Annotated in this window: 18 protein-coding genes and 1 pseudogene; 10 read left to right on the top strand and 9 right to left on the bottom strand. The window is 63.2% G+C overall.

The genetic code is table 11. From position 1 onward, the window contains the following. Positions 1–56: 56 nt before the first annotated feature. The 4 genes from JHD73_RS03855 to JHD73_RS03840 all read right to left on the bottom strand — a co-directional run bounded on the left by JHD73_RS03855 (position 57) and on the right by JHD73_RS03840 (position 2,664). On the bottom strand, positions 57–356 hold the full coding sequence (locus tag JHD73_RS03855) for a YbeD family protein (RefSeq protein WP_199027944.1): 300 nt from the start codon (positions 354–356) through the stop codon (positions 57–59). Positions 357–376: 20 nt separating this feature from the next. Further along, entirely contained in the window at positions 377–1,570 is a 1,194-nt protein-coding gene (locus JHD73_RS03850) for a D-alanyl-D-alanine carboxypeptidase family protein (RefSeq protein WP_199027942.1), read from the bottom strand. A gap of 76 nt (positions 1,571–1,646) precedes the next feature. Further along, the gene (locus tag JHD73_RS03845; RefSeq protein ID WP_199027940.1) at positions 1,647–2,303 is read right to left on the bottom strand and encodes an alpha/beta hydrolase; all 657 of its coding nucleotides are present in this window, start codon (positions 2,301–2,303) and stop codon (positions 1,647–1,649) included. 31 nt (positions 2,304–2,334) lie between these two features. After that, a complete protein-coding gene (locus tag JHD73_RS03840) occupies positions 2,335–2,664 on the bottom strand; it encodes a ferredoxin (protein WP_199027938.1) in 330 nt (109 codons plus the stop codon). A gap of 449 nt (positions 2,665–3,113) precedes the next feature. Between JHD73_RS03840 and JHD73_RS03835 the strand changes: the two genes are divergently transcribed. The 3 genes from JHD73_RS03835 to JHD73_RS03825 all read left to right on the top strand — a co-directional run bounded on the left by JHD73_RS03835 (position 3,114) and on the right by JHD73_RS03825 (position 7,868). Next, positions 3,114–4,400, top strand: a complete 1,287-nt coding sequence (locus tag JHD73_RS03835; RefSeq protein WP_199027936.1) for a dicarboxylate/amino acid:cation symporter — start codon at positions 3,114–3,116, stop codon at positions 4,398–4,400. Positions 4,401–4,521: 121 nt separating this feature from the next. Then, positions 4,522–6,513 (top strand): sensor histidine kinase, encoded by a 1,992-nt coding sequence (locus JHD73_RS03830; RefSeq protein ID WP_199028020.1) that lies wholly within the window; start codon positions 4,522–4,524, stop codon positions 6,511–6,513. A 38-nt stretch (positions 6,514–6,551) separates the two neighbouring features. Beyond that, on the top strand, positions 6,552–7,868 hold the full coding sequence (locus JHD73_RS03825; RefSeq protein ID WP_199027933.1) for a sigma-54 dependent transcriptional regulator: 1,317 nt from the start codon (positions 6,552–6,554) through the stop codon (positions 7,866–7,868). A gap of 57 nt (positions 7,869–7,925) precedes the next feature. On the opposite strand, the gene JHD73_RS03820 is transcribed toward JHD73_RS03825, so the two are convergent. From JHD73_RS03820 to JHD73_RS03810, 3 genes are all read right to left on the bottom strand, one after another. Beyond that, on the bottom strand, positions 7,926–8,663 hold the full coding sequence (locus JHD73_RS03820; RefSeq protein ID WP_199027931.1) for a DUF2278 family protein: 738 nt from the start codon (positions 8,661–8,663) through the stop codon (positions 7,926–7,928). Between the two features lie 133 nt (positions 8,664–8,796). After that, complete coding sequence (locus JHD73_RS03815) at positions 8,797–9,348, bottom strand: TlpA disulfide reductase family protein (RefSeq protein ID WP_199027929.1); 552 nt, start codon at positions 9,346–9,348, stop codon at positions 8,797–8,799. Between the two features lie 101 nt (positions 9,349–9,449). Beyond that, positions 9,450–9,965, bottom strand: coding sequence for an O-acetyl-ADP-ribose deacetylase (locus JHD73_RS03810; protein WP_199027927.1), 516 nt, complete (start codon positions 9,963–9,965; stop codon positions 9,450–9,452). Between the two features lie 81 nt (positions 9,966–10,046). Between JHD73_RS03810 and JHD73_RS03805 the strand changes: the two genes are divergently transcribed. Both JHD73_RS03805 and JHD73_RS03800 read left to right on the top strand, forming a co-directional pair. Further along, entirely contained in the window at positions 10,047–10,616 is a 570-nt protein-coding gene (locus JHD73_RS03805) for a hypothetical protein (RefSeq protein WP_199027925.1), read from the top strand. Between the two features lie 182 nt (positions 10,617–10,798). Continuing rightward, on the top strand, positions 10,799–11,440 hold the full coding sequence (locus JHD73_RS03800) for a LysE family transporter (protein WP_199027923.1): 642 nt from the start codon (positions 10,799–10,801) through the stop codon (positions 11,438–11,440). A 3-nt stretch (positions 11,441–11,443) separates the two neighbouring features. Here the strand turns inward: JHD73_RS03800 and JHD73_RS03795 are convergent, their stop codons facing one another. After that, positions 11,444–12,871: an MFS transporter gene (locus JHD73_RS03795; protein ID WP_199027921.1), complete on the bottom strand. Its 1,428-nt coding sequence runs from the start codon at positions 12,869–12,871 to the stop codon at positions 11,444–11,446. 163 nt (positions 12,872–13,034) lie between these two features. Here JHD73_RS03795 and JHD73_RS03790 point away from each other — a divergent pair, with 163 nt between their 5' ends. Continuing rightward, the gene (locus JHD73_RS03790) at positions 13,035–13,532 is read left to right on the top strand and encodes a MarR family winged helix-turn-helix transcriptional regulator (RefSeq protein WP_199027919.1); all 498 of its coding nucleotides are present in this window, start codon (positions 13,035–13,037) and stop codon (positions 13,530–13,532) included. Here JHD73_RS03790 and JHD73_RS03785 read toward each other — a convergent pair. After that, positions 13,529–14,185 (bottom strand): annotated as a pseudogene (locus JHD73_RS03785) (ATP-binding protein); the annotation flags it as partial. The gene JHD73_RS03790 and the pseudogene JHD73_RS03785 sit on opposite strands and share 4 nt — an antisense overlap. A gap of 57 nt (positions 14,186–14,242) precedes the next feature. Between JHD73_RS03785 and JHD73_RS03780 the strand changes: the two are divergent. From JHD73_RS03780 to JHD73_RS29710, 4 genes are all read left to right on the top strand, one after another. Further along, the gene (locus JHD73_RS03780; protein WP_199027917.1) at positions 14,243–14,932 is read left to right on the top strand and encodes a TnsA endonuclease N-terminal domain-containing protein; all 690 of its coding nucleotides are present in this window, start codon (positions 14,243–14,245) and stop codon (positions 14,930–14,932) included. Further along, complete coding sequence (locus JHD73_RS03775; protein WP_199027915.1) at positions 14,911–16,788, top strand: Mu transposase C-terminal domain-containing protein; 1,878 nt, start codon at positions 14,911–14,913, stop codon at positions 16,786–16,788. The genes JHD73_RS03780 and JHD73_RS03775 overlap by 22 nt, the downstream gene beginning before the upstream one ends. Further along, positions 16,785–17,684: a TniB family NTP-binding protein gene (locus JHD73_RS03770; protein ID WP_199027913.1), complete on the top strand. Its 900-nt coding sequence runs from the start codon at positions 16,785–16,787 to the stop codon at positions 17,682–17,684. The genes JHD73_RS03775 and JHD73_RS03770 overlap by 4 nt, the downstream gene beginning before the upstream one ends. Continuing rightward, a partial coding sequence (locus JHD73_RS29710) for a TniQ family protein (protein WP_368735494.1) occupies positions 17,569–18,464 on the top strand: 896 nt, incomplete at its 3' end. The genes JHD73_RS03770 and JHD73_RS29710, both read left to right, overlap by 116 nt.

The raw sequence follows: 18,464 nt of genomic DNA, 5'->3' as shown, positions 1-18,464 counted from the left end.
CGCAAATGCAAACGCCCCGGCATGACCGGGGCGTTTTGCTTGGCGCGCGAGGTGTCTTACAGCACGATCTTGACCATCGGGTGGCTGGTCAGCGCCTGGTACAGCGCATCGAGCTGCTCGCGGCTGGTGGCGCGCACGATGACGGTCAGGCCGAGGTAATTGCCGCTCGACGACGGGCGCATTTCCAGGCGACCGGCATGGAACTCCGGATCGTGCTGCTGAACCAGCTGTACGATCGTCTCGGCAAAATCATCCTGCATCGCCCCCATCACCTTGATGGGGAAGTCGCTCGGATACTCGATCAGCGATTGCTCGGGCGGGATGTGGCCCGGCGGGGGTGTGTGCGAAGAGGTCATGTCGAAGTAAATGGGGTCGATTACTTCTTTTTAAACCACAGCTTGACCGAGTCGATCGTGCGGCCCACAAAGCCGGCTTCCGGCACGGCTTCCAGCGCCACCACCGGGAACTCCGATACCACGGTCGAGCCATCCATCACCTTGACCGTGCCGAGCTGCTGGCCCTGCGTGATCGGGGCGATCAGCGGGTCGCGGCGCTCAAGCACCGGCTTCAGGCGGGCACCTGCGCCCTTGGGCACGGTGATCCACTTGTCTTCGGCCACGCCCAGCTTCACGGTCTTGGCCTGGCCCTTGTACACGTCTGGCGTCTGCAGCGGCTGCTGGGCCTGGTACAGGCGCACCGTGTCGAAGAACTGGTAGCCGTAGTTCAGGACCTTCAGGCTTTCCTGTGTGCGGATGGCGTCGCTCTTGGTGCCGACGATGACCGACAGCAGGCGGCGGTTTGCACCCGGCACATCCGGCAGCGGCCGGTTGGCCGACGTGACCAGGCAGTAACCGGCCGACTTGGTGTGACCCGTCTTGCCGCCGTCAACGGTCGGGTCGAGCCACAGCAGGCGGTTGCGGTTGGGCTGCTTGATGTTGTTATAGGTGAAATCCTTCTGCGAATAGAACTTGTAGTCCTGCGGGAAATCCTTGATCAGCGCTGCCGTCAGGATCGAAAGATCACGTGCCGTGGAGTAGTGGTTCGGATCAGGCAGGCCGGCGGCGTTGGCGAAGTGCGTGTTCTTCATGCCCAGGCGCTGCGCTTCGCGGTTCATCAGCATCACGAAGTTGGTCTCCGTGCCGCCCACGGCCTCGGCGAGCACCAGCGCGGCGTCGTTGCCCGATTGCACGATCAGGCCCTGCGTCATGTCGCGTACCGACACGGGCTTGCCCGGCTGCAGGAACATGCGTGATTCATCCGTCTTGACGCTGCGCACGGTCTCGGTGGGCGTGACCATCTGGTCGTACTTGAGCTTGCCGTCGCGCACGGCCTCGAACACCAGGTAGGCCGTCATCAGCTTGGTGAGCGAGGCGGGCTCGATGCGCTCGTCCATGTTGGCGCCAGCGAGCACCTGGCCGCTGGTCACGTCAGTCAGCATCCACGAGCGGGCCGCGACTTGCGGGGCGGGCACGGACTGCGCCGCGGCCGGCAACGCTGTGACGAGCGAGGCTGCAGCAACAACGGTGGCAGCGGCGGAAGAGAAGACGGAAGCGGTGAAACGGGTCTGCATGGCGGGTCCTGCGGTCTGCTTGAAGTTCAACGATGCCGCGCAGGGGGGAGGCGCGGCATCCGGAAAAACAAAGGGGTTAGGGCCGTGGCGCCCAGGCGCCGGTAATGAGCTGCTTGATCAGGTGCAGCTTGCGGTGGAAGAAATGGTCCGCGCCCGGGATGACGATGACTGGCAATTCCTGCGGGCGCGCCCAGTTGAGTACGTCGACAAGGGGCACGGTGTCGTCCTGCTCGCCGTGGATGACGATGGTGTCGGCGGGCACGGGTGCCACGTCCCAGCGCGAGGTGGCGGTGCCGACCAGCGCCAGGCGCTCGGCAGGCGTGCCGGCCTCGGCTAGGCGACGTGCCACCTGCGAGATCACGAAGCTGCCGAACGAAAAGCCGCCGAGTGCCAGCGGCAGCGTGGGCACATCGGCCGACCATCCGGTTTGCGTACGCATCCAGTCGAGCACGGCCAGCACGTCGTCCTGCTCGCCGATGCCGTTGTCGTGCGTGCCTTCGGTCTTGCCCACACCGCGAAAGTTCAGGCGCACCGTCGCATAGCCCAAGCCGACGAAGGTGCGTGCCAATGTCTGCGCGACCTTGTTGTCCTTGGTGCCGCCAAACAGCGGGTGCGGATGGCCAACCAGCGCCAGGCCACGGGGTGCGCCCGTGGTCGCATCGGGCAGGTCGATCGACAGGTCGATCTGCCCAACAGGGCCGGCGATCAGGCGTTCTTCGGTATGCACGTTCATGGAAATGCGGATGCGGTAAGGCTCAAGCGGCTCAGGCGGTGGCTGGCCGGTCGACCATCAGGCGTTCGACCGGTTTGCCTTCAATCAGGTGGCTCTGGATGATCTCGTCGATGTCCTCTTTGTCAACGAAGGTGTACCAGACGGCCTCGGGGTAGACCACCATCACCGGGCCGAGTTCGCAGCGGTCGAGGCAGCCGGCCTTGTTGATGCGCACACGGCCTTCGCCGTTGATGCCGAGCTCCTTGCAGCGCTTCTTGGCGTATTCCTGCATGGTCTTGGCGCCAAAGTCGGCGCAGCAGCGCGAGCCGTCCTCGCGTTCATTCAGGCAGAAGAAAACGTGGTGCTGGTAGTGGCTGCTCATGGGCGGACAGGTCGGGCTCGGCGGGCTGGGTGACAGTGCGCGGAGCCGGTGTGGAGGGTTTCCACGCGCCGCGCACACAGTGTGGATTTGCGTAACGACCCGGCATTATACGGCCGCCAAGGCGGGCATTCCCCGTGATGTCGCTGCGCGATGCTGCGTCGCAACACGTTTTCCGGATGTCTGGACGCCCGTGTGCGCGGATTCCGGGATTGACGACGGGTGGGGCGGGTGCCATCGTAGGCACACCAAGCTGATACTAGGTGGCACAAGGGCTGGCGGGTTGTCGGTCAACAAAATCAACACTGGCATAGCCCTTGCAATAAAGAACGCCCTGCCGCAGGAAACGCCGGATGCGTCGGCGGTGCGAGGCAGGAGAGAGACCACACCAGGGCGGGTCGGACCGGGCGAGCAGTTGAGCGCACGGCCGGTCTGTGACACTCGAGGAAGACATGAAAAAACCGTTCTACAAAATCCTGTACGTACAGGTGCTGACGGCCATCGTCATCGGCGTTCTGCTGGGCCATTACTCGCCCGAGCTGGCCGTGAAGATGAAGCCGCTGGGCGATGGCTTCATCCAACTGATCAAGATGGTGATCGGGCCGATCATCTTCTGCACGGTCGTCTCCGGCATTGCCGGCATGCGCGACATGAAGAAGGTGGGCCGCGTGGGTGGCAAGGCGCTGCTCTACTTCGAGGTCGTTTCCACCTTCGCGCTGATCATCGGTCTGGCTGCGGGCCACATCTTCAACCCGGGCGCGGGCTTCAACGTCGATGTGAACACCATCGACGCCAAGGCGGTGGCGCAGTACGCCGCCAAGGCGCACTCGGCCAGCACGGTCGACTTCCTGCTGAACATCATCCCGAGCACGGTGGTGGATGCCTTCGCCAAGGGCGACATCCTGCAGATCCTGCTGATCGCGCTGCTGTTTGGTGGTGCGCTGTCCGCCATGGGTGACCGCGCGCAGATGGTCACGGATTTCATCGACCAGATCTCGCACGTGTTCTTCCGCATCGTGCACGTCATCACGCGCGTGGCCCCGATCGGTGCGTTCGGCGCCATGGCCTTCACCATCGGCAAATACGGCGTGATCTCGCTGGTGCCGTTGCTCAAGCTGGTCGGCACGTTCTACCTGACGGCCATCATCTTTGTGGTGGTGGTGCTGGGCATCATCGCGCGGCTGGTTGGCTTCAACATCTTCCGCTTTGTCGCGTACATCAAGGAAGAGCTGCTGATCGTGCTGGGCACGAGCTCGTCGGAATCGGCGCTGCCGCACCTGATGGAGAAGATGGAGAAGCTGGGCTGCTCGAAGTCGGTGGTGGGCTTGGTGGTTCCGACGGGTTACTCGTTCAACCTGGACGGCACCAACATCTACATGACGATGGCGGTGATCTTCATCTCGCAGGCGCTGAACATCGAGCTGACCTGGACGCAGCAGCTGACCATCCTGGCCGTTGCCATGCTGACGTCGAAGGGCGCTTCGGGCATCACCGGTGCGGGCTTCATCACGCTGGCGGCAACGCTGGCCGTGGTGCCCGACATTCCGGTGGCAGGCATGGTGCTGATCCTGGGGATCGATCGCTTCATGAGCGAATGCCGTGCGCTGACCAACATCACCGGCAACGGTGTGGCCTGCGTGGTGATCTCGGCATGGGAACGCGAGCTGGATCGCAGCAAGCTGGCCCAGGTGATGTCGGGCAAGCGCGGTGCAAGCGTGCCGGCCGCCCCGGCAGCCTGATCGGGCAACACTGGCAGGCGCCTGCGGGCGCCGCCGCTTGAAAGCGTATGATTGCGGGGCCTGTCTTCCAGACGGCCCCGCTTCTTATTTGGAGCGCCTCGTGACACGCACGACGGCCCGAATGGATGGTGTGGCTTTGGAGGGCACGGCAACACCGTCTGCCCCCGCCGCCCACCTCCAACCGATGTCCGATCCCGATTTCTCGTTCACCAGCGCCTCCGGCTCGCGACGCGGGTTCTGGTGGCTGGTGGCGGTCGGGCTCGTGGCGCTGATGACCGTGGTGTGCGCGACCACCTTTGTGGTGACGTGGAACCGCGGTCTCGCGCAGGCACAACAGGCGGCAGGTGGGCGCGTCGACCGCTACGCCGCCAACCTCAAGAGCACGCTCGACCGCTACGAATACCTGCCTGCGCTGGTGGCGCTGCATCCGTTCATCCACGATCTGCTGGCCAACCCGACGCTGGCCAATGTCGATCGCGCCAATCGCTATCTGCGCGAGGTCAATGACCGTGCGCATGCCACCGCCACGTACGTGATTGCCCCCAGCGGTCGGGCGATGGCGGCATCCAACTACAACCAGCCTGACAGCTTTGTCGGCGCGGAATATCGATTCCGGCCGTACTTCCAGCAGGCAGCGGCGGGCCACGTCGGGCGTTTCTACGGTATCGGCATCACGCGTGAAGAGCCGGGCTACTACATCTCGCAACCCGTCATGCAAGACGGCCGCGTGATTGGCGTGACGGTGGTTAAGCTCAACCTCGAATGGTTTGGTCGCGCGAGTCATGACGCGTCGGAGCCGGTGATGGTGGCCGACGAAAACGGCGTGATCTTCCTGTCCTCCGTACCGGCGTGGCAGTACCGCACGGTCGAGCCCCTGACGCCGCATCTGCAGGCGCAGTTGGAATCCACCCGCCAGTATTACCGCAAGCAGATCACGCCGCTGCCGCTGCAGCCTGAGGCGCCCGCGTTCCTGCGCTTGACCGGGCGCTTGCCCGAGGGCGCCGAGCTGGTGCGCATTGGCGAGCGGGTCAATGCCACACGCTACCTGCAGGTTTCGCGCGATCTGGTCGAGCCCGACTGGACGCTGATGTACCTCACCCCCGTCGATCCGGTGATGAGTGCCGCGCGCAGCGCCACGGTGGCCGCCGCGTTTGCTTTTGCGTTTGCGTGCCTGCTGCTGTTCTATTGGCGCCAGCGTCGTCTGCGCATGATGGAAATGCTGCGCAGCCGCAGGATGCTTGAGACCGCGTATGACCAACTCGAACGCCGCGTCGAAGACCGCACGGCAGACCTGATGGCCACCAACGAGCAGCTTCAGCACGAGATCGTCGACCGCACGCGCGCCGAGGCCGAGCTACGCGCCACGCAGGACGAACTCGTACAGGCCAGCAAGCTCGCCGCGCTGGGCCAGATGGCGGCCGGCATCACGCACGAACTCAACCAGCCGCTGGCCGCACTGCGCACCTTCTCCGACAACACGCGCATCCTGCTGGAACGCGGTCAGCACGGTGCGGCCACGGATAACCTGCGGGCGATTGCCGACCTGACCGAGCGCATGGGCAAGATCACTGCGCAGCTCAAGCTCTTTGCGGGGCGTTCGCGCCGCAAGCACAGCGATGTGCAGGTGCGCGTAGCCCTTGATCACTCGCTGGCACTGCTGCGTCCGCGCCTGGGCAACGTGCGGTTGGAACTGCATTGGCGTATCCCCGAAGTCGAAGCCATCGTCCGTGCCGATGAGCTTAAGCTAGAGCAGGTCCTCATCAACCTGATCGGCAATGCGCTGGATGCCATCGGCACCAGCGAAGCCGGGCACCCAGGCCGCATCGACATCGACATCGGCCCCGCGGAAGGCGCACCGTCGCAACCTAACCAGTTGAGTATTGCGGTGCGCGACAATGGCGCCGGCATCCCGCCCGATGCCATGCCACACCTGTTCGAGCCGTTTTTCACCACCAAGGAGATCGGCCAGGGCCTGGGCCTGGGGCTGGCGATTTCCACCAGCATCGCGCGCGACTTCGGCGGTTCGCTCTCGGCAGCCAATGTACCGGGTGGCGGCGCGCAATTTACGCTGACACTGGTACGCGCCGAGGTGACCTCGGCCACTCCTTCCTGACCTGTCGCTTTGATCCCTTTCTCATACGCATACGACCCATGTCCGAAGGCTTGAACGTTCTCTTCATCGAAGACGACCCGCCTGTGCGCCAGGCCACCGCGCAGAGCCTGGAGCTGGCCGGCTTCAACGTGCAGGCGTTCGGCAGCGCCGAAGACGCCGTTGGCAAGATCGACGCCAACTTCCCCGGCGTGGTGGTGAGCGATCTGCGCCTGCCAGGTGCCAGCGGCCTGGATGTGCTCGCGCATTGCCAGTCGTTCGGCACGGGGATTCCCGTGGTGCTCGTGACCGGCCACGGCGACATCACCATGGCTGTACAGGCGATGCGCGATGGCGCGTTCGACTTCATCGAGAAGCCGTTCCCTGCTGAGCGCCTGACCGAGACCGTACGCCGCGCCGTCGAGCGCCGCGCGCTGGAGCTGGAAAACCGAGCACTGCGCCGCGAACTGGCCGGGCCGGCGGCGGGTACGCGCATCATCGGGCGCTCGCCTGCGATGGGCGCGGTGCGTGCGTTGATCGAAAACGTGGCGACCACCGATGCGCCCGTGCTCATCAACGGCGAGACCGGCACCGGCAAGGAGTTGGTCGCGCGCAGCTTGCACATGCTGTCGCCGCGCCATGACAAGCCGTTCATTGCGCTCAACTGCGGTGCGGTGCCCGAGCAGATTTTCGAGAGCGAGATGTTCGGCCACGAAGCCGGCGCCTTCACCGGCGCGGGCAAGCGGCGCATCGGCAAGCTGGAGCACGCTTCGGGCGGCACGCTGTTCCTCGACGAGATCGAGAGCATGCCGATCGCGCTGCAGGTGAAGCTGCTGCGCGTGCTGCAGGAGGGCGCGCTGGAGCGGCTGGGCTCGAACGCATCGGTACGCATCGACGTGCGCATCGTGGCGGCCGCGAAGGGCGACATGGAAGCGCTGATCGACGCGGGCGGTTTCCGGCGTGACCTGTACTACCGCCTCAATGTGGTCGCTATCGACCTGCCCCCGCTGCGCGAACGACGCGAAGACATCATTCCGCTGTTCGAGCATTTCCTGCTCGAAGCTGCCGTGCGCTACCAGCGCCCCTTGCCGATGCTGGCCGAGCGCCAGCGCCACGAACTGATGCAGTCGAGCTGGCCCGGCAACGTGCGTGAGCTGCGCAACGCGGCGGACCGCCTCGTGCTCGGCGTTGGCCGCACGCCGGTGGTGACGGATGCTTCGGAAGACGGCATGCCGCTCAAGGAGCGTGTCGAGCGCTACGAGCGCACGGTGATTGCCGAGACGCTGGCGCGCACGGGCGGGTCGGTGCACCAGGCGGCGGACATCCTGCAGGTAGGCCGCGCCACGCTGTACGACAAGATCAAGCGCTACGGCCTCTGACGCGCCACGCCTGCTCAACAGAACGCCCGGCATCAACCGGGCGTTTTGCATGGGCGCTCAGCCAAGAATCGGCTTGGCCCCCGGCACTGGATACCCGCGCGCATCCGTCGGAACCCGCTGCGTCTGGAACGCAATGAACAGCGCCTGGAACTGACCGTCGATCTCCACGATGACGGCGCCGTCCTGCTGCGTGCCGTTCTCGCGCGAATGGTCTTTCACGCCGGGCTGATGCACGACCGGGTTGCCCTGGTTCATGTGCGTTTCGTGCAGACCGTTGTGCTGCGGCTCGAACAGGTAGCCGAAGCCGTAGACGGTCACGTCAGCGCGCGGCGGCCAGCCTTTGCGGTCGTCGTCGCCGGAGCTGCCGTGGTAGACGTAGTCGATTGGCGTGGCGGTGCGGTCGAGCGTGAGCGTGCCGTCGACCAGCGCGTTGATGTCGTTGTGCTCGGTCGCGGTATCGAGCGCAATCGGCTGCATGTTTGGGAAGTCGACCATGCCCGTGTCGCGCACGTAATCAATGCGCGGGAAGCCGTCTTGATGCAGGCCCGGTTCTAACGCAGCCAGATCGGCTGTCATCGGCAGCTTGAAGTCCTGCGTCCACTGATAGAGCACGTGGTAGCCGGCTTCACCGGCACCGGGCATGGTCGAATCGGATTTCACGTTGGCGAGCACGACAAACTCCGAGCCGTCCGGCGCCTGCACCACGATCGCATAGTGCGGATTGCCGTTGTAGCCATCGAGGTAGGGCACGCCAAATTTCAGCTTGCCCTTGAACATGCAGTAGTGATTGGCCATGCGATTGTGCCCTCTTGGTGTTCGTTCTGGGCTGCCATTGCAGCAGGCCCGCGTGAACCTTGTGTGGAACCCGCTGCGCCGCAAATAAAAACGCCCGGCATCGACCGGGCGTTTTGATGGCAGGGGAAAGCGCTCAGGCCTGCTTGCCCAGTGTGTCTTTCAGGAGCGTATCGAACGAACTCCACTCCGGCTCGCCAACGTAGCGTTTGAGGATGCGGCCGTCACGGTCGACCAGGAAGGTGGTGGGGGTGAGCTGCACGTCGCCGAAAGCCTTGGCGGCGGAGCCATCGGCATCCATCGCCACCTTGAAGGGCAACTGGCGCGTCTGGCTGAAGTTCATCACGTACATCGGCGCGTCATAGCTCATCGCCACGGCCACGTACTCTAGGCCTTGGCCCTTGTACTTGTTGTATGTCTGGATCATGTTGGGCATTTCCTTGACGCACGTGGTGCAGCTCGTCGCCCAGAAGTTGACGAGGTAGACCTTGCCCTTCAAGTCTTGCGTGGACAGTTTCTGTCCATCGAGCAGCGTGAAGGTGGCTGCCGGCACGTGTTGCGACGGCGAGAACGCGCGCCAGCCGAACCAACCGGCAACGGCCAGCACCAGCACGATGACAGGCAGCAGCCAGCGGCGGCCGGAAGCGGCAGCGGGTGCGGCGGCAGAGGAGGTCAGGGTCGAGGCCATATCGGCAACGGCTCCGGAAATGGGGAATAAACATCTATTGTAGGCGCGTCGTGCCGGGCCCGCTGGCTGGCTGCGACATTCTGTCTATTGCGATTTCAGCGTCACTTTCCGCTGGCGAGCGCTGTTTCGTAAAGCACCAGATCCGCCGCGGAGAAGCAGCAGAAGGTGATTTCGTCGAGGCCCATGCCGTGCTCGCGTGCCATGCGCACGGCAATCGGCGCGGCCAGGTGCGGCGGGAAGCCATATACGCCCGTGCTGATGCACGGAAACGCAATCGTGTGTACGCCATGCTGCCGGGCGAGCACTAGGCTGCTGCGGTAGCAGGCGGCCAGCAGCGTCGCCTCGTCCTGGCGCCCGCCGCGCCAGATCGGGCCGACGGTGTGGATGACGTAACGCGCGATCAGGCCGAAGCCCGGCGTGAGTTTGGCGTCACCGGTGCGGCAGCCATGGAGTGCGCGACACGCCTCCAGCAATTCCGGCCCGGCGGCGCGATGGATGGCGCCGTCCACACCGCCGCCGCCCAGCAGCGAGCTGTTGGCGGCGTTGACAATGGCATCGCAGTCGAGCGTCGTGATGTCGCCGTGCAGGGCTCGCAGGGTGGCAGTCAGGGGAGGCATAGCGCTGTCCTTGGGGATGAGGCGGCGGTCTCTGTCCGATAATAGGCCGCTGGTGACCCGACAAAACAAGACGGAGGCGGCGTGGCAGTCACAACAACGGCAGGTTGGCGGATAGGTTTAGGCGTGGCAGCGTGCGTGCTGCTGATGGCGTGCTCGCCCAAGTACGACTGGCGCACGGTGCACTCTGACGAAGGGGCCTACGCCGTCGACTACCCCGCCAAGCCCACCGCCGAGGCTCGCCCCATCGTCATCAACGGCCAGCGCCTGCCGATGACGATGCAGGCCGCCAGCATTGACGGCACGCTGTTCGCCATCGGCGTGGTGGTGTTGCCGGCAGATGATCCGGTCTGGCGCCAGCAAGCGGTGGATGCACTGCGCGCGGGGCTGTCGGCCAATCTCAAGGGCAACGTGGCCGTGCACGACATCGCCGTGAAGACAGCCGCACAACCACCGCTGTCGCTGCCAGCCGTGGAGCTGGTTGCGCAGGGGGCCGGCGGCGATGACCCCGCGCCACGCCGCCTGACTGCCCGCGTGGTCGCCACCGGCAAGCACGCCTATCAGGCGGTCGTGCTGGAATCTGGCGATGCTGCACGAGATGCTCGGCAGCAGGAGCAGGTCGAGCAGTTCCTCGCCAGCTTCCACCCCTACTAGGGTCTGTTCCCACATGGACCACATGCAGGTTGGCCCTTGTTCGGGTCAGCCCATTTGCCCCTTGCGTGCGCATGTTCCATGTCGGAATAGGAACAGACCCTGCCGAGCGCGTCGGCCATAGCCGGTGCACAATCGTCGTCTTCCGATTGACATCTCACCTCATCACATCACGGGGAACCATCATGACGTTGCAAGTCTGGCTGGCCTTCTTTCTGGCCGCCTGGGTGATCGCCATTTCGCCGGGCTCGGGCGCGATTCTGTGCATGAGTCACGGGCTGACCCATGGCGTGCGCCGTACGTCAGTCACGATTGCCGGGCTGGAGCTTGGCATCGTGGTGATCCTGTTCATTGCGGGCGCTGGGCTGGGCGCGCTGCTGATCGCGTCGGAGCATGCCTTTACGGCCATCAAGATCGTTGGCGCGCTGTATCTGATCTATCTGGGCATCGTGCAGTGGCGCACGCCTATCCAGATCAACAAGCCCGCCGAGGGTGAGCCGGTGAAGGTTTCCGGCAGCGGCGCGCGCCGTCGCTTCCTGGTCGGGTTGCTGACCAATCTGACGAACCCGAAGGGCATCCTATTCATGGTGGCGGTGCTGCCGCAGTTCATCGATCCGGCCAAGCCGCTGCTGTCGCAGCTCGGCATCCTGGCGGCAACGATGGTGTTCGTTGACCTGATCGTCATGCACGGCTATGCGCTGCTGGCCTCGCGTGCGCAGCGCCTGTTCCGCAATCCGCGCGCGCTGCGCTGGCAGAGCCGTTTCTTTGGCGGCATGCTGATGAGCATCGGTGCCGCGCTGTTCTTCGTGAAGCGTCAGACGGCCTGACGGCTACCGTGCCCGCTGGGCTGGCCGCGTGCCGAGCCCAGCGCGCGCAATCACCAACGCGCCCACGGGCGCTACCGCAAACAGCAGGAACAGCCAGCGCGATGCGGTGCCCAGATCTGGAGCCGGGCCGGCAGCTCCCAGCGTGTTGAGCACCACGCCGCCCAACGCTGCCCCCAAGGCTGTTGCCACCAGTTGTACCGTCACGATCGACGCCGAGGCGCGGTCATGATCTACTGCCGGCGCCGCCGTCATGATGCGGTTGCCAAGGTGCGGCCACACAACGCCCACGCCCAATCCCACCAGTGTAAGCGCGACGATGATCAGCGCGGTCACCCACGTATCGCCCGCGCCCATCGGCACCAGAAACGCCAGTACCAGCAGACCCGCCGCGCAGGCCCACGGCGCCACGCGGATCACGCGCGTGACCGACGCCTCGCGCAACGCCGCGCTCAGGATGGCACCCAGCGTCCAGCCGGCCGAGGCCGTTGCCGCGATGTAGCCCGCAATCAACGGGCTCTGTCCATGCAGCCGCTGCAAGAACAGCGGCACGAAGATCTCCGTGCATGTGACCGTCACGGCCAGCAGCGCAGATACGCCGTACAGTGCGGCGAGCGCCGTGCGGCCCGTGTATGCATCGGCGGGCAGGATGCGGCGCGACGAACGCATCTCCACGCGGCGGATGGCCAGCAGCGTGATGCCTGCTGCGATCAATCCAAGCGCGCCAAGCCACGGTGTGTCGCTGACGCTGGCCCATGACGCCGCCACCACGGCAACCGCCAGGAGCACGAGTTGACGCGCGGGCACTGGCGTCGGATGTTCCGCCTGGGTAGCCGTCGGCTTCAGTACGACCACGGCAGCGGCAGCTGCCAACGCGATCAGCACGACCAGCGACCAGAACGCCAGCCGCCACGTCGCGTACTGCGCAAAGATGCCGCCGACCGCCGGTCCGAGCAGCGTCGCAATGCCCCACATGCCCGAGAGTAGCGCCAGCGCGCGCGGCCATAACGGCTCGGGCAGCACGCTGCGCATCAGCACATACGGTGCCGACAGCAGCACGCCGCCGCCCAGCCCCTGCAGCACGCGGCCCACCAGCAGCACCGGCATGGTGGGCGCCAGCGCACACAGCGCCGAGCCGCCGCCAAACACCGCCGCGCCCAGCAGGTAGGCGCCGCGCGGCCCAACATGCTGGATCACCTGCGCCGCAACTGCCGCCCCGGTGATCGACGCGACGATGAACAGCGTCGTATTCCAGGCATAGAAGGCCACGCCGCCGATGTCGTCGACCACGCTCGGCAGGATCGTCGTGGTCAGGTAGAGATTGATGGCGTGCAACGCCACGCCAGCGGCCAGCACCAGCACGCGCAGCGCATTGGCACCGCGAAACAGATCCAGCCACGAGGCATCGTCTGCGGTGATCGAGGTGGGACTCATCTTGGGCTCCAGCAAGGGTCGGGGGGGATACCTGCAAGACGCGTCAGCCGGGTTGGCCGTGACGGTTGGCTTGCGTTGTATCGCTCGGTATCGCACTATCTTGGCGTCAAGATAAAAACGAGTTGTCTTGACGTCAAGATAACCACCGCTGGAGGAAGGGAGAATGGACCGCGCTGCACAGGCCGTCGAACAATGGAATCGCGAACGCCCAGACCTGGATGTTGGATCGATGCTGCTGCTCGGGCGCCTGGGCGAGGCGGCCCTCATCATCGCGCGTGAACGGCTGAACCCGCTCTTTGCGGAATTCGGTTTGCAGCCCGGCGAGTTCGATGTGCTCGCCACCCTGCGCCGCGGCGGCGCGCCCTATGCGCTCACGCCCACCGCGTTGTACGACGCGGCGATGATGTCGTCGGGCGGCATGACCAATCGCATCGATCGCCTGCAGCAGGCCGGCTGGGTGGAGCGCCGGCCCAACCCGGAAGACGGCCGCGGCACGCTGGTCGCGCTTACCAAGGCGGGGTTTGCGTTGATCGACAAGGCGGTCAGCGCGCATGTCGAGAACCAGCGCGCCGTGCTATCGGTGCTGACAGACGCCGAGCAGCGGCAACTGGCAAAGCTGTTGGCGAAGTTGATCGACGGGCAGCGCGCGGACGAGAACTAGTCTGCCTTCACCCCACGCCGATACTGGATCGCCTCGCCCACGTGCACGGCATCGATCTGCGCGTCGCCGGTCAGGTCAGCAATGGTGCGGGCCAGCTTGAGCACGCGTGCATAGGCGCGGGCGGACCACGAGAAGCGCGTCATGGCATGACGCAGCAAGCCATCGGCAGCATCCGTGCGGGCGCAGTGCAGATCGATCTCGTGGCCAGCCAGCAGTGCGTTGCGTTTGCCTTGCCGCGCGAGTTGCCGGGCATGCGCCGCCGATACGCGCTCGGCCACATCGGCGGTCGGCTCGCCTGGCGGGCCATCCAGCAATTCTTCCTGCGAAGGCGTTGGCACTTCGATCTGCACGTCGATGCGATCGAGGAGCGGACCGGAGATACGTGCCTGGTAGCGCTCCACCTGGTCTGGCGTGCAGCGGCACGCGCGTAGCGGATGGCCGCGATAGCCGCACGGGCAAGGGTTCATCGCGGCAATCAACTGGAAGCTGGCAGGAAAGTCGGTCTGGTGCGCAGCGCGCGAGATGGTGATGTGGCCGGTTTCCAGTGGCTCGCGCAGGACTTCGAGGACGCGGCGCTCGAACTCGGGGAGTTCGTCCAAAAATAGAACGCCTTGATGTGCCAGCGAGATCTCGCCGGGCCTCGGCGTATTACCGCTGTAAATTCCAACGCTAAGTGCGAGAATCGGCCAACCTTACATGGTTAGACGCGAATGAGCATCCAGAATCCCTCTCCCGTCCGCCGCATTGGCCTGAGTTCTCGTTGCATGACGGGCACCGTGCCCAATCTAGGGCAGTACGAATCATCCCTGGAGCGAGACTTCATGGAGCTGATTCGCTTCGACAAAAATATCCTCACCTATTCCCCGCAGCCTTTGACTATCCGCTATCTGGATCACGATGGCCGCCGATCCAGATACACCCCGGACGGCTTGATCGAGTATCGGCGGGACATCGAGCCGGCTAGGGATATGCGCCACGTTTTATGTGAAGTGAAGTACAGGGCAGACTTCCGAGCGAACTGGAGACCGTTGCTTACGAAGTTCAGGGTTGCGAAGCGCTATGCCTCCGAGCGAGGGTGGGATTTTCGAGTTTTTACCGAGAACGAGATACGTACGCCATATTTGGCCAACGTCCGGTTCTTGGCGGGTTATTTGGCGGCGCCGGGTAGCGTCAACGACAAAATGCGGATGCTGGACAAGCTCGCGGATTTGCGCGAGTCGGATCCAGAAGCGTTGATCACGTCATTGTTCCCAGACGTATGGAAGCGTGCTGAAGCTCTGCCTAGCCTGTGGAACTTGATCGCAAACTTTGAGATCGGCTGTGATTTATCCGAGCCAATTACCATGCGGTCGCGCATCTGGACGAAGGGGGGGCTTACATGCCGGCACGTGGGCGACTGATTCCAGGTGTGCCGGTGCGTTGGCACAATCGAGACCATATTGTTCTGGACCTGGCCAATCTAGGGCAGGCCGTTGTTCGCGACGCAGCAACTGGCGAGACTAATCTCGCGCCGATTGGCGAGCTTGTACCTGCAGCAGTCGAGCAGACGTTTGTGCGCCAGGATCTGATGCTCGTTGAGGACGAGGACTGGCGGGAGGCATGGACGAGGTACGAGATGATCCTTCCACTGCTCGAAGCTGGTTCGAGCCGATCAGCGGAAGCAGTCCGCGCAGTGGCAGATGCGGCTGGCCGGAACCCGGCTACGATCTATCGGTGGATCCAGCGATATGAGGAGACAGGCCGAGTTTCGGCCTTGTTGCGCAGCGGGCGGCAAGACAAGGGTAGCCGGCGTTTAGCGCCAGAGATCGAAAAGCTGATCGACGAGGTCATCAACACATTCCATCTCACGAAACAGCGGCGACCTGTTAGCGAAACGTGCCTTGAAGTTGCGCGGCGCTGCCGGGAGCAGAATCTTCCCGAGCCCCATCCAAACACAGTGCGCAATCGCATCGCCCTGCTTTCCGAGAAGTTGCTCATGTCTAAGCGACTCGGCCACAAGGCCGCGCGCGAGCGGTTCCAACCGATCAGAGGCGAGTTCCCAGGTGCAGATTTCCCGCTCGCTGTGGTGCAAATCGACCACACACCAGTCGATTTGATTCTGGTTGACGATACGCATAGGCTGCCGATCGGTCGCCCCTATCTGACGATCGCAATTGATGTCTACTCGCGAATGATCGCTGGGTTTTACGTCACGCTCGACCCGCCGGGCGCTCTTTCAGCTGGGCTTTGTATCGCGCGCGCGATCCTCAAGAAGGATATGTGGCTCGCAAAATGCGAACTAAGCACACCCTGGCCAATATGGGGACGGATGAGGAAGATCCATGTTGATAACGCGAAGGAATTTCGCGGCTCCATGCTTGAGCGAGCTTGTAACGAGCATGGAATCATCCTTGAGTACCGCCCGAAGGGGCAGCCCAACTATGGGGGACATGTCGAGCGGGCCTTCCGGACGTTCATGAGCAAGACCCACACGGTTTCAGGTACAACGTTCTCCAATGTCGGAGAACGCGGGGATTATGGCTCTGATGACACCGCGAGCATGACGCTGGACGAGTTCGAGCGGTGGTTCACCACATTCGTTGTGGAGGTCTACCACCAGCGGGTGCATAAGGGCATCAGCAATGTGCCGCCAATCAAGCTATTCGAGCAATCCATCCTCGGCACGCCCGACCGACCGGGCATCGGTCTTCCGTCACTCGTTGCGGATGAGGACAGGCTGCGTTTGGATTTTCTTCCCTATGTTGAGCGCACGATTCAAGAGTATGGCGTGCTCATCGACAACATTCACTATTACGCCGACGTACTCAGGCCCTGGATTCACGCACGTGATGAGGTCAATCCAAAGCTCAAGCGGCGGTTCATTTTCGCGCGGGACCCGCGTGATATCAGTGTTGTCTACTTCCTGGATCCAACAACGCGCAGCTACGTAGTGGTCCCCTATCGGGATTCATCTCGACCAGCAATAAGTCTGTGGGAGTTGCGCGCCGCGCTTAAACGTATTGAGGAGGATGATTTTCTACAGCCCAACGAGGATTTGATCTTCGAGGGCATCCGAAAGATGCGCGAGATTGAGAACGGCGCACTAGGCAAGACGCGAGCAGCAAAGCAGGCGCGGCGAAATGAACAGCGCAGGAAGCAATGGAGGCAAGCCAAATCTTCGGGCATGGCTGGCAACATAGAGCCTCAAGCGGAGGCAGTGGACAGCTACCCAGGGACCAGTATTCGTCCCTTTGACGACATCCTGGAGGCCGAATGAGCGCGGCCGAGTTTACGCACCTGACTCCCAAGGCAGCGGAAAAGCTGTGCTTGCCTCTTGGGGACCGCATCGAACATATCCTGAAACCTCGTTGGATTGGTTACCCACGAGCACAGGAAGTGCTCGATGACCTTGAGCTGCTATTGCGGCATCCGCGCCAAGCGCGCATGCCGAACATGCTCCTCGTTGGTGAGACCAACAACGGAAAGACGGTGTTGATTGAGCATTTCCTCGCATTGCATCCGGCCGATCCCAACCCAAACGGTGAAGCGGTACGCATTCCGGTCCTTTACGTGCAAGCACCACCAGGGCCAGATGAACGAGGCTTTTACAACGCGATCCTTAGCCGCCTATTTCAGCGGCTACGTCCATCCGAATCGACTGATCAAAAGCGAGACCGGACGATAGGTATATTGCGGCAGGTCGATCTTGGCATGATTGTCATCGATGAGATTCACCATCTTCTCGCGGGGCCCTTGCTGAAGCAGCGGAATTTTCTGAACGTTCTCAAGTACGTTGGTAACGAGTTGCGAGTGCCGCTCGTCGGTGTGGGAACGGGAGATGCCGTTCGCGCTGTCCAGGTGGACCTTCAACTACAAAACCGCTTTACTCCCGCAGTGCTGCCCCGCTGGGAGCTCAACGCCGACTATGCGAGATTACTTTCAAGTTTCGAGCGGGTAATACCGCTGGCACTTCCATCGAATCTGACGGAACGAGCGATGGCGTCTCGTCTGTTACACATGACCGGCGGTACGATCGGCGAGCTATCTAAGCTGCTCAATGCTGCGGCGATTTACGCGATCAAGCGGAAGACGGAACGGATTGACGCCCGCGCGCTGGATTCATGCGGTTACGTCCCGCCGGCAGAGCGGAGGGCGGCTGTCGCGCGCGTGTGATGTCGCGTTAGCCGTTGCGTGGTTGCTTCCCGTCCATCCGCATCCCCGTCCCGACGAGCTGTTGTCTTCGTGGATGCTTCGGTTGGCGCACGGCAACGGCCTCAAGGTGCATAGCTTTTGCCAGAGCTATTTTGGACGAGACAAGCAGGTTTGGAACCGTAATATCGACGTACTTGCGCCCAGTTGGCTTCTGGCGGGGCTGTCTGAACTTTCTGGCATACCTCAAAGCACTATCGAGGCGACCTCGCTACACAAGTTCGAGAGCCTCGTATTCGAGCAGATCAATCTGTATGGAGCTACGCGCTGGCTACTTCCAGCCGGTGTTTACCATCGAACGCGGAAATGTCATGGGATGCAGTATTGCCCGGCTTGCCTCTCGACCGATGCAGTACCGTACTTTCGCGCTCGCTGGTGCCTAGCCTTTTATACGGAATGCGATGTCCATCGCGTTCTCATGCAAGATGCCTGTCATGTGTGCGATGCGCCGATCGCATTCTTTCGAGGCGACATTGGGCACAAATCGCAGTTGGAAGCTCATCCACCTACAAGGTGCCACCGATGCGGAACCGACATTACCCGAGCCCCTGCGCTTCACTATGCTTGGCCAGATGGGCGCGTAGCTGAAATATTCCACGCATTGTTGTCGCTATGCTGTAAGCGTCCGGCGATACCACCTTGCCAGTCGAACTGCGTTGTGAGTGAGAGTATCTTCAGCGCGCCAGGCGCCAATTGTGAGGAAGCAGCTCGTCAATGCGGCTGTTCAGGTGGGTTGGCAGTCGG

Source organism: Ralstonia sp. ASV6, from assembly GCF_016429285.1.
Taxonomy (GTDB): Bacteria; Pseudomonadota; Gammaproteobacteria; order Burkholderiales; family Burkholderiaceae; genus Ralstonia; species Ralstonia flaminis.
This window is presented reverse-complemented; position numbering and strand designations above follow the sequence as displayed.

Excerpts from the sequence above, each read along its gene's own strand:
- JHD73_RS03800 (WP_199027923.1), top strand. The coding sequence starts at position 10,799 with ATGACGTTGCAAGTCTGGCTGGCCTTCTTTCTGGCCGCCTGGGTGATC.
- JHD73_RS03770 (WP_199027913.1), top strand. The coding sequence starts at position 16,785 with ATGAGCGCGGCCGAGTTTACGCACCTGACTCCCAAGGCAGCGGAAAAG.
- JHD73_RS03825 (WP_199027933.1), top strand. The coding sequence starts at position 6,552 with ATGTCCGAAGGCTTGAACGTTCTCTTCATCGAAGACGACCCGCCTGTG.
- JHD73_RS03790 (WP_199027919.1), top strand. The coding sequence starts at position 13,035 with ATGGACCGCGCTGCACAGGCCGTCGAACAATGGAATCGCGAACGCCCA.
- JHD73_RS03845 (WP_199027940.1), bottom strand. The coding sequence starts at position 2,303 with ATGAACGTGCATACCGAAGAACGCCTGATCGCCGGCCCTGTTGGGCAG.
- JHD73_RS03855 (WP_199027944.1), bottom strand. The coding sequence starts at position 356 with ATGACCTCTTCGCACACACCCCCGCCGGGCCACATCCCGCCCGAGCAA.
- JHD73_RS03810 (WP_199027927.1), bottom strand. The coding sequence starts at position 9,965 with ATGCCTCCCCTGACTGCCACCCTGCGAGCCCTGCACGGCGACATCACG.
- JHD73_RS03830 (WP_199028020.1), top strand. The coding sequence starts at position 4,522 with ATGGATGGTGTGGCTTTGGAGGGCACGGCAACACCGTCTGCCCCCGCC.
- JHD73_RS03840 (WP_199027938.1), bottom strand. The coding sequence starts at position 2,664 with ATGAGCAGCCACTACCAGCACCACGTTTTCTTCTGCCTGAATGAACGC.
- JHD73_RS03795 (WP_199027921.1), bottom strand. The coding sequence starts at position 12,871 with ATGAGTCCCACCTCGATCACCGCAGACGATGCCTCGTGGCTGGATCTG.
- JHD73_RS03835 (WP_199027936.1), top strand. The coding sequence starts at position 3,114 with ATGAAAAAACCGTTCTACAAAATCCTGTACGTACAGGTGCTGACGGCC.
- JHD73_RS03850 (WP_199027942.1), bottom strand. The coding sequence starts at position 1,570 with ATGCAGACCCGTTTCACCGCTTCCGTCTTCTCTTCCGCCGCTGCCACC.
- JHD73_RS03780 (WP_199027917.1), top strand. The coding sequence starts at position 14,243 with ATGAGCATCCAGAATCCCTCTCCCGTCCGCCGCATTGGCCTGAGTTCT.
- JHD73_RS03775 (WP_199027915.1), top strand. The coding sequence starts at position 14,911 with ATGCCGGCACGTGGGCGACTGATTCCAGGTGTGCCGGTGCGTTGGCAC.
- JHD73_RS03815 (WP_199027929.1), bottom strand. The coding sequence starts at position 9,348 with ATGGCCTCGACCCTGACCTCCTCTGCCGCCGCACCCGCTGCCGCTTCC.
- JHD73_RS03820 (WP_199027931.1), bottom strand. The coding sequence starts at position 8,663 with ATGGCCAATCACTACTGCATGTTCAAGGGCAAGCTGAAATTTGGCGTG.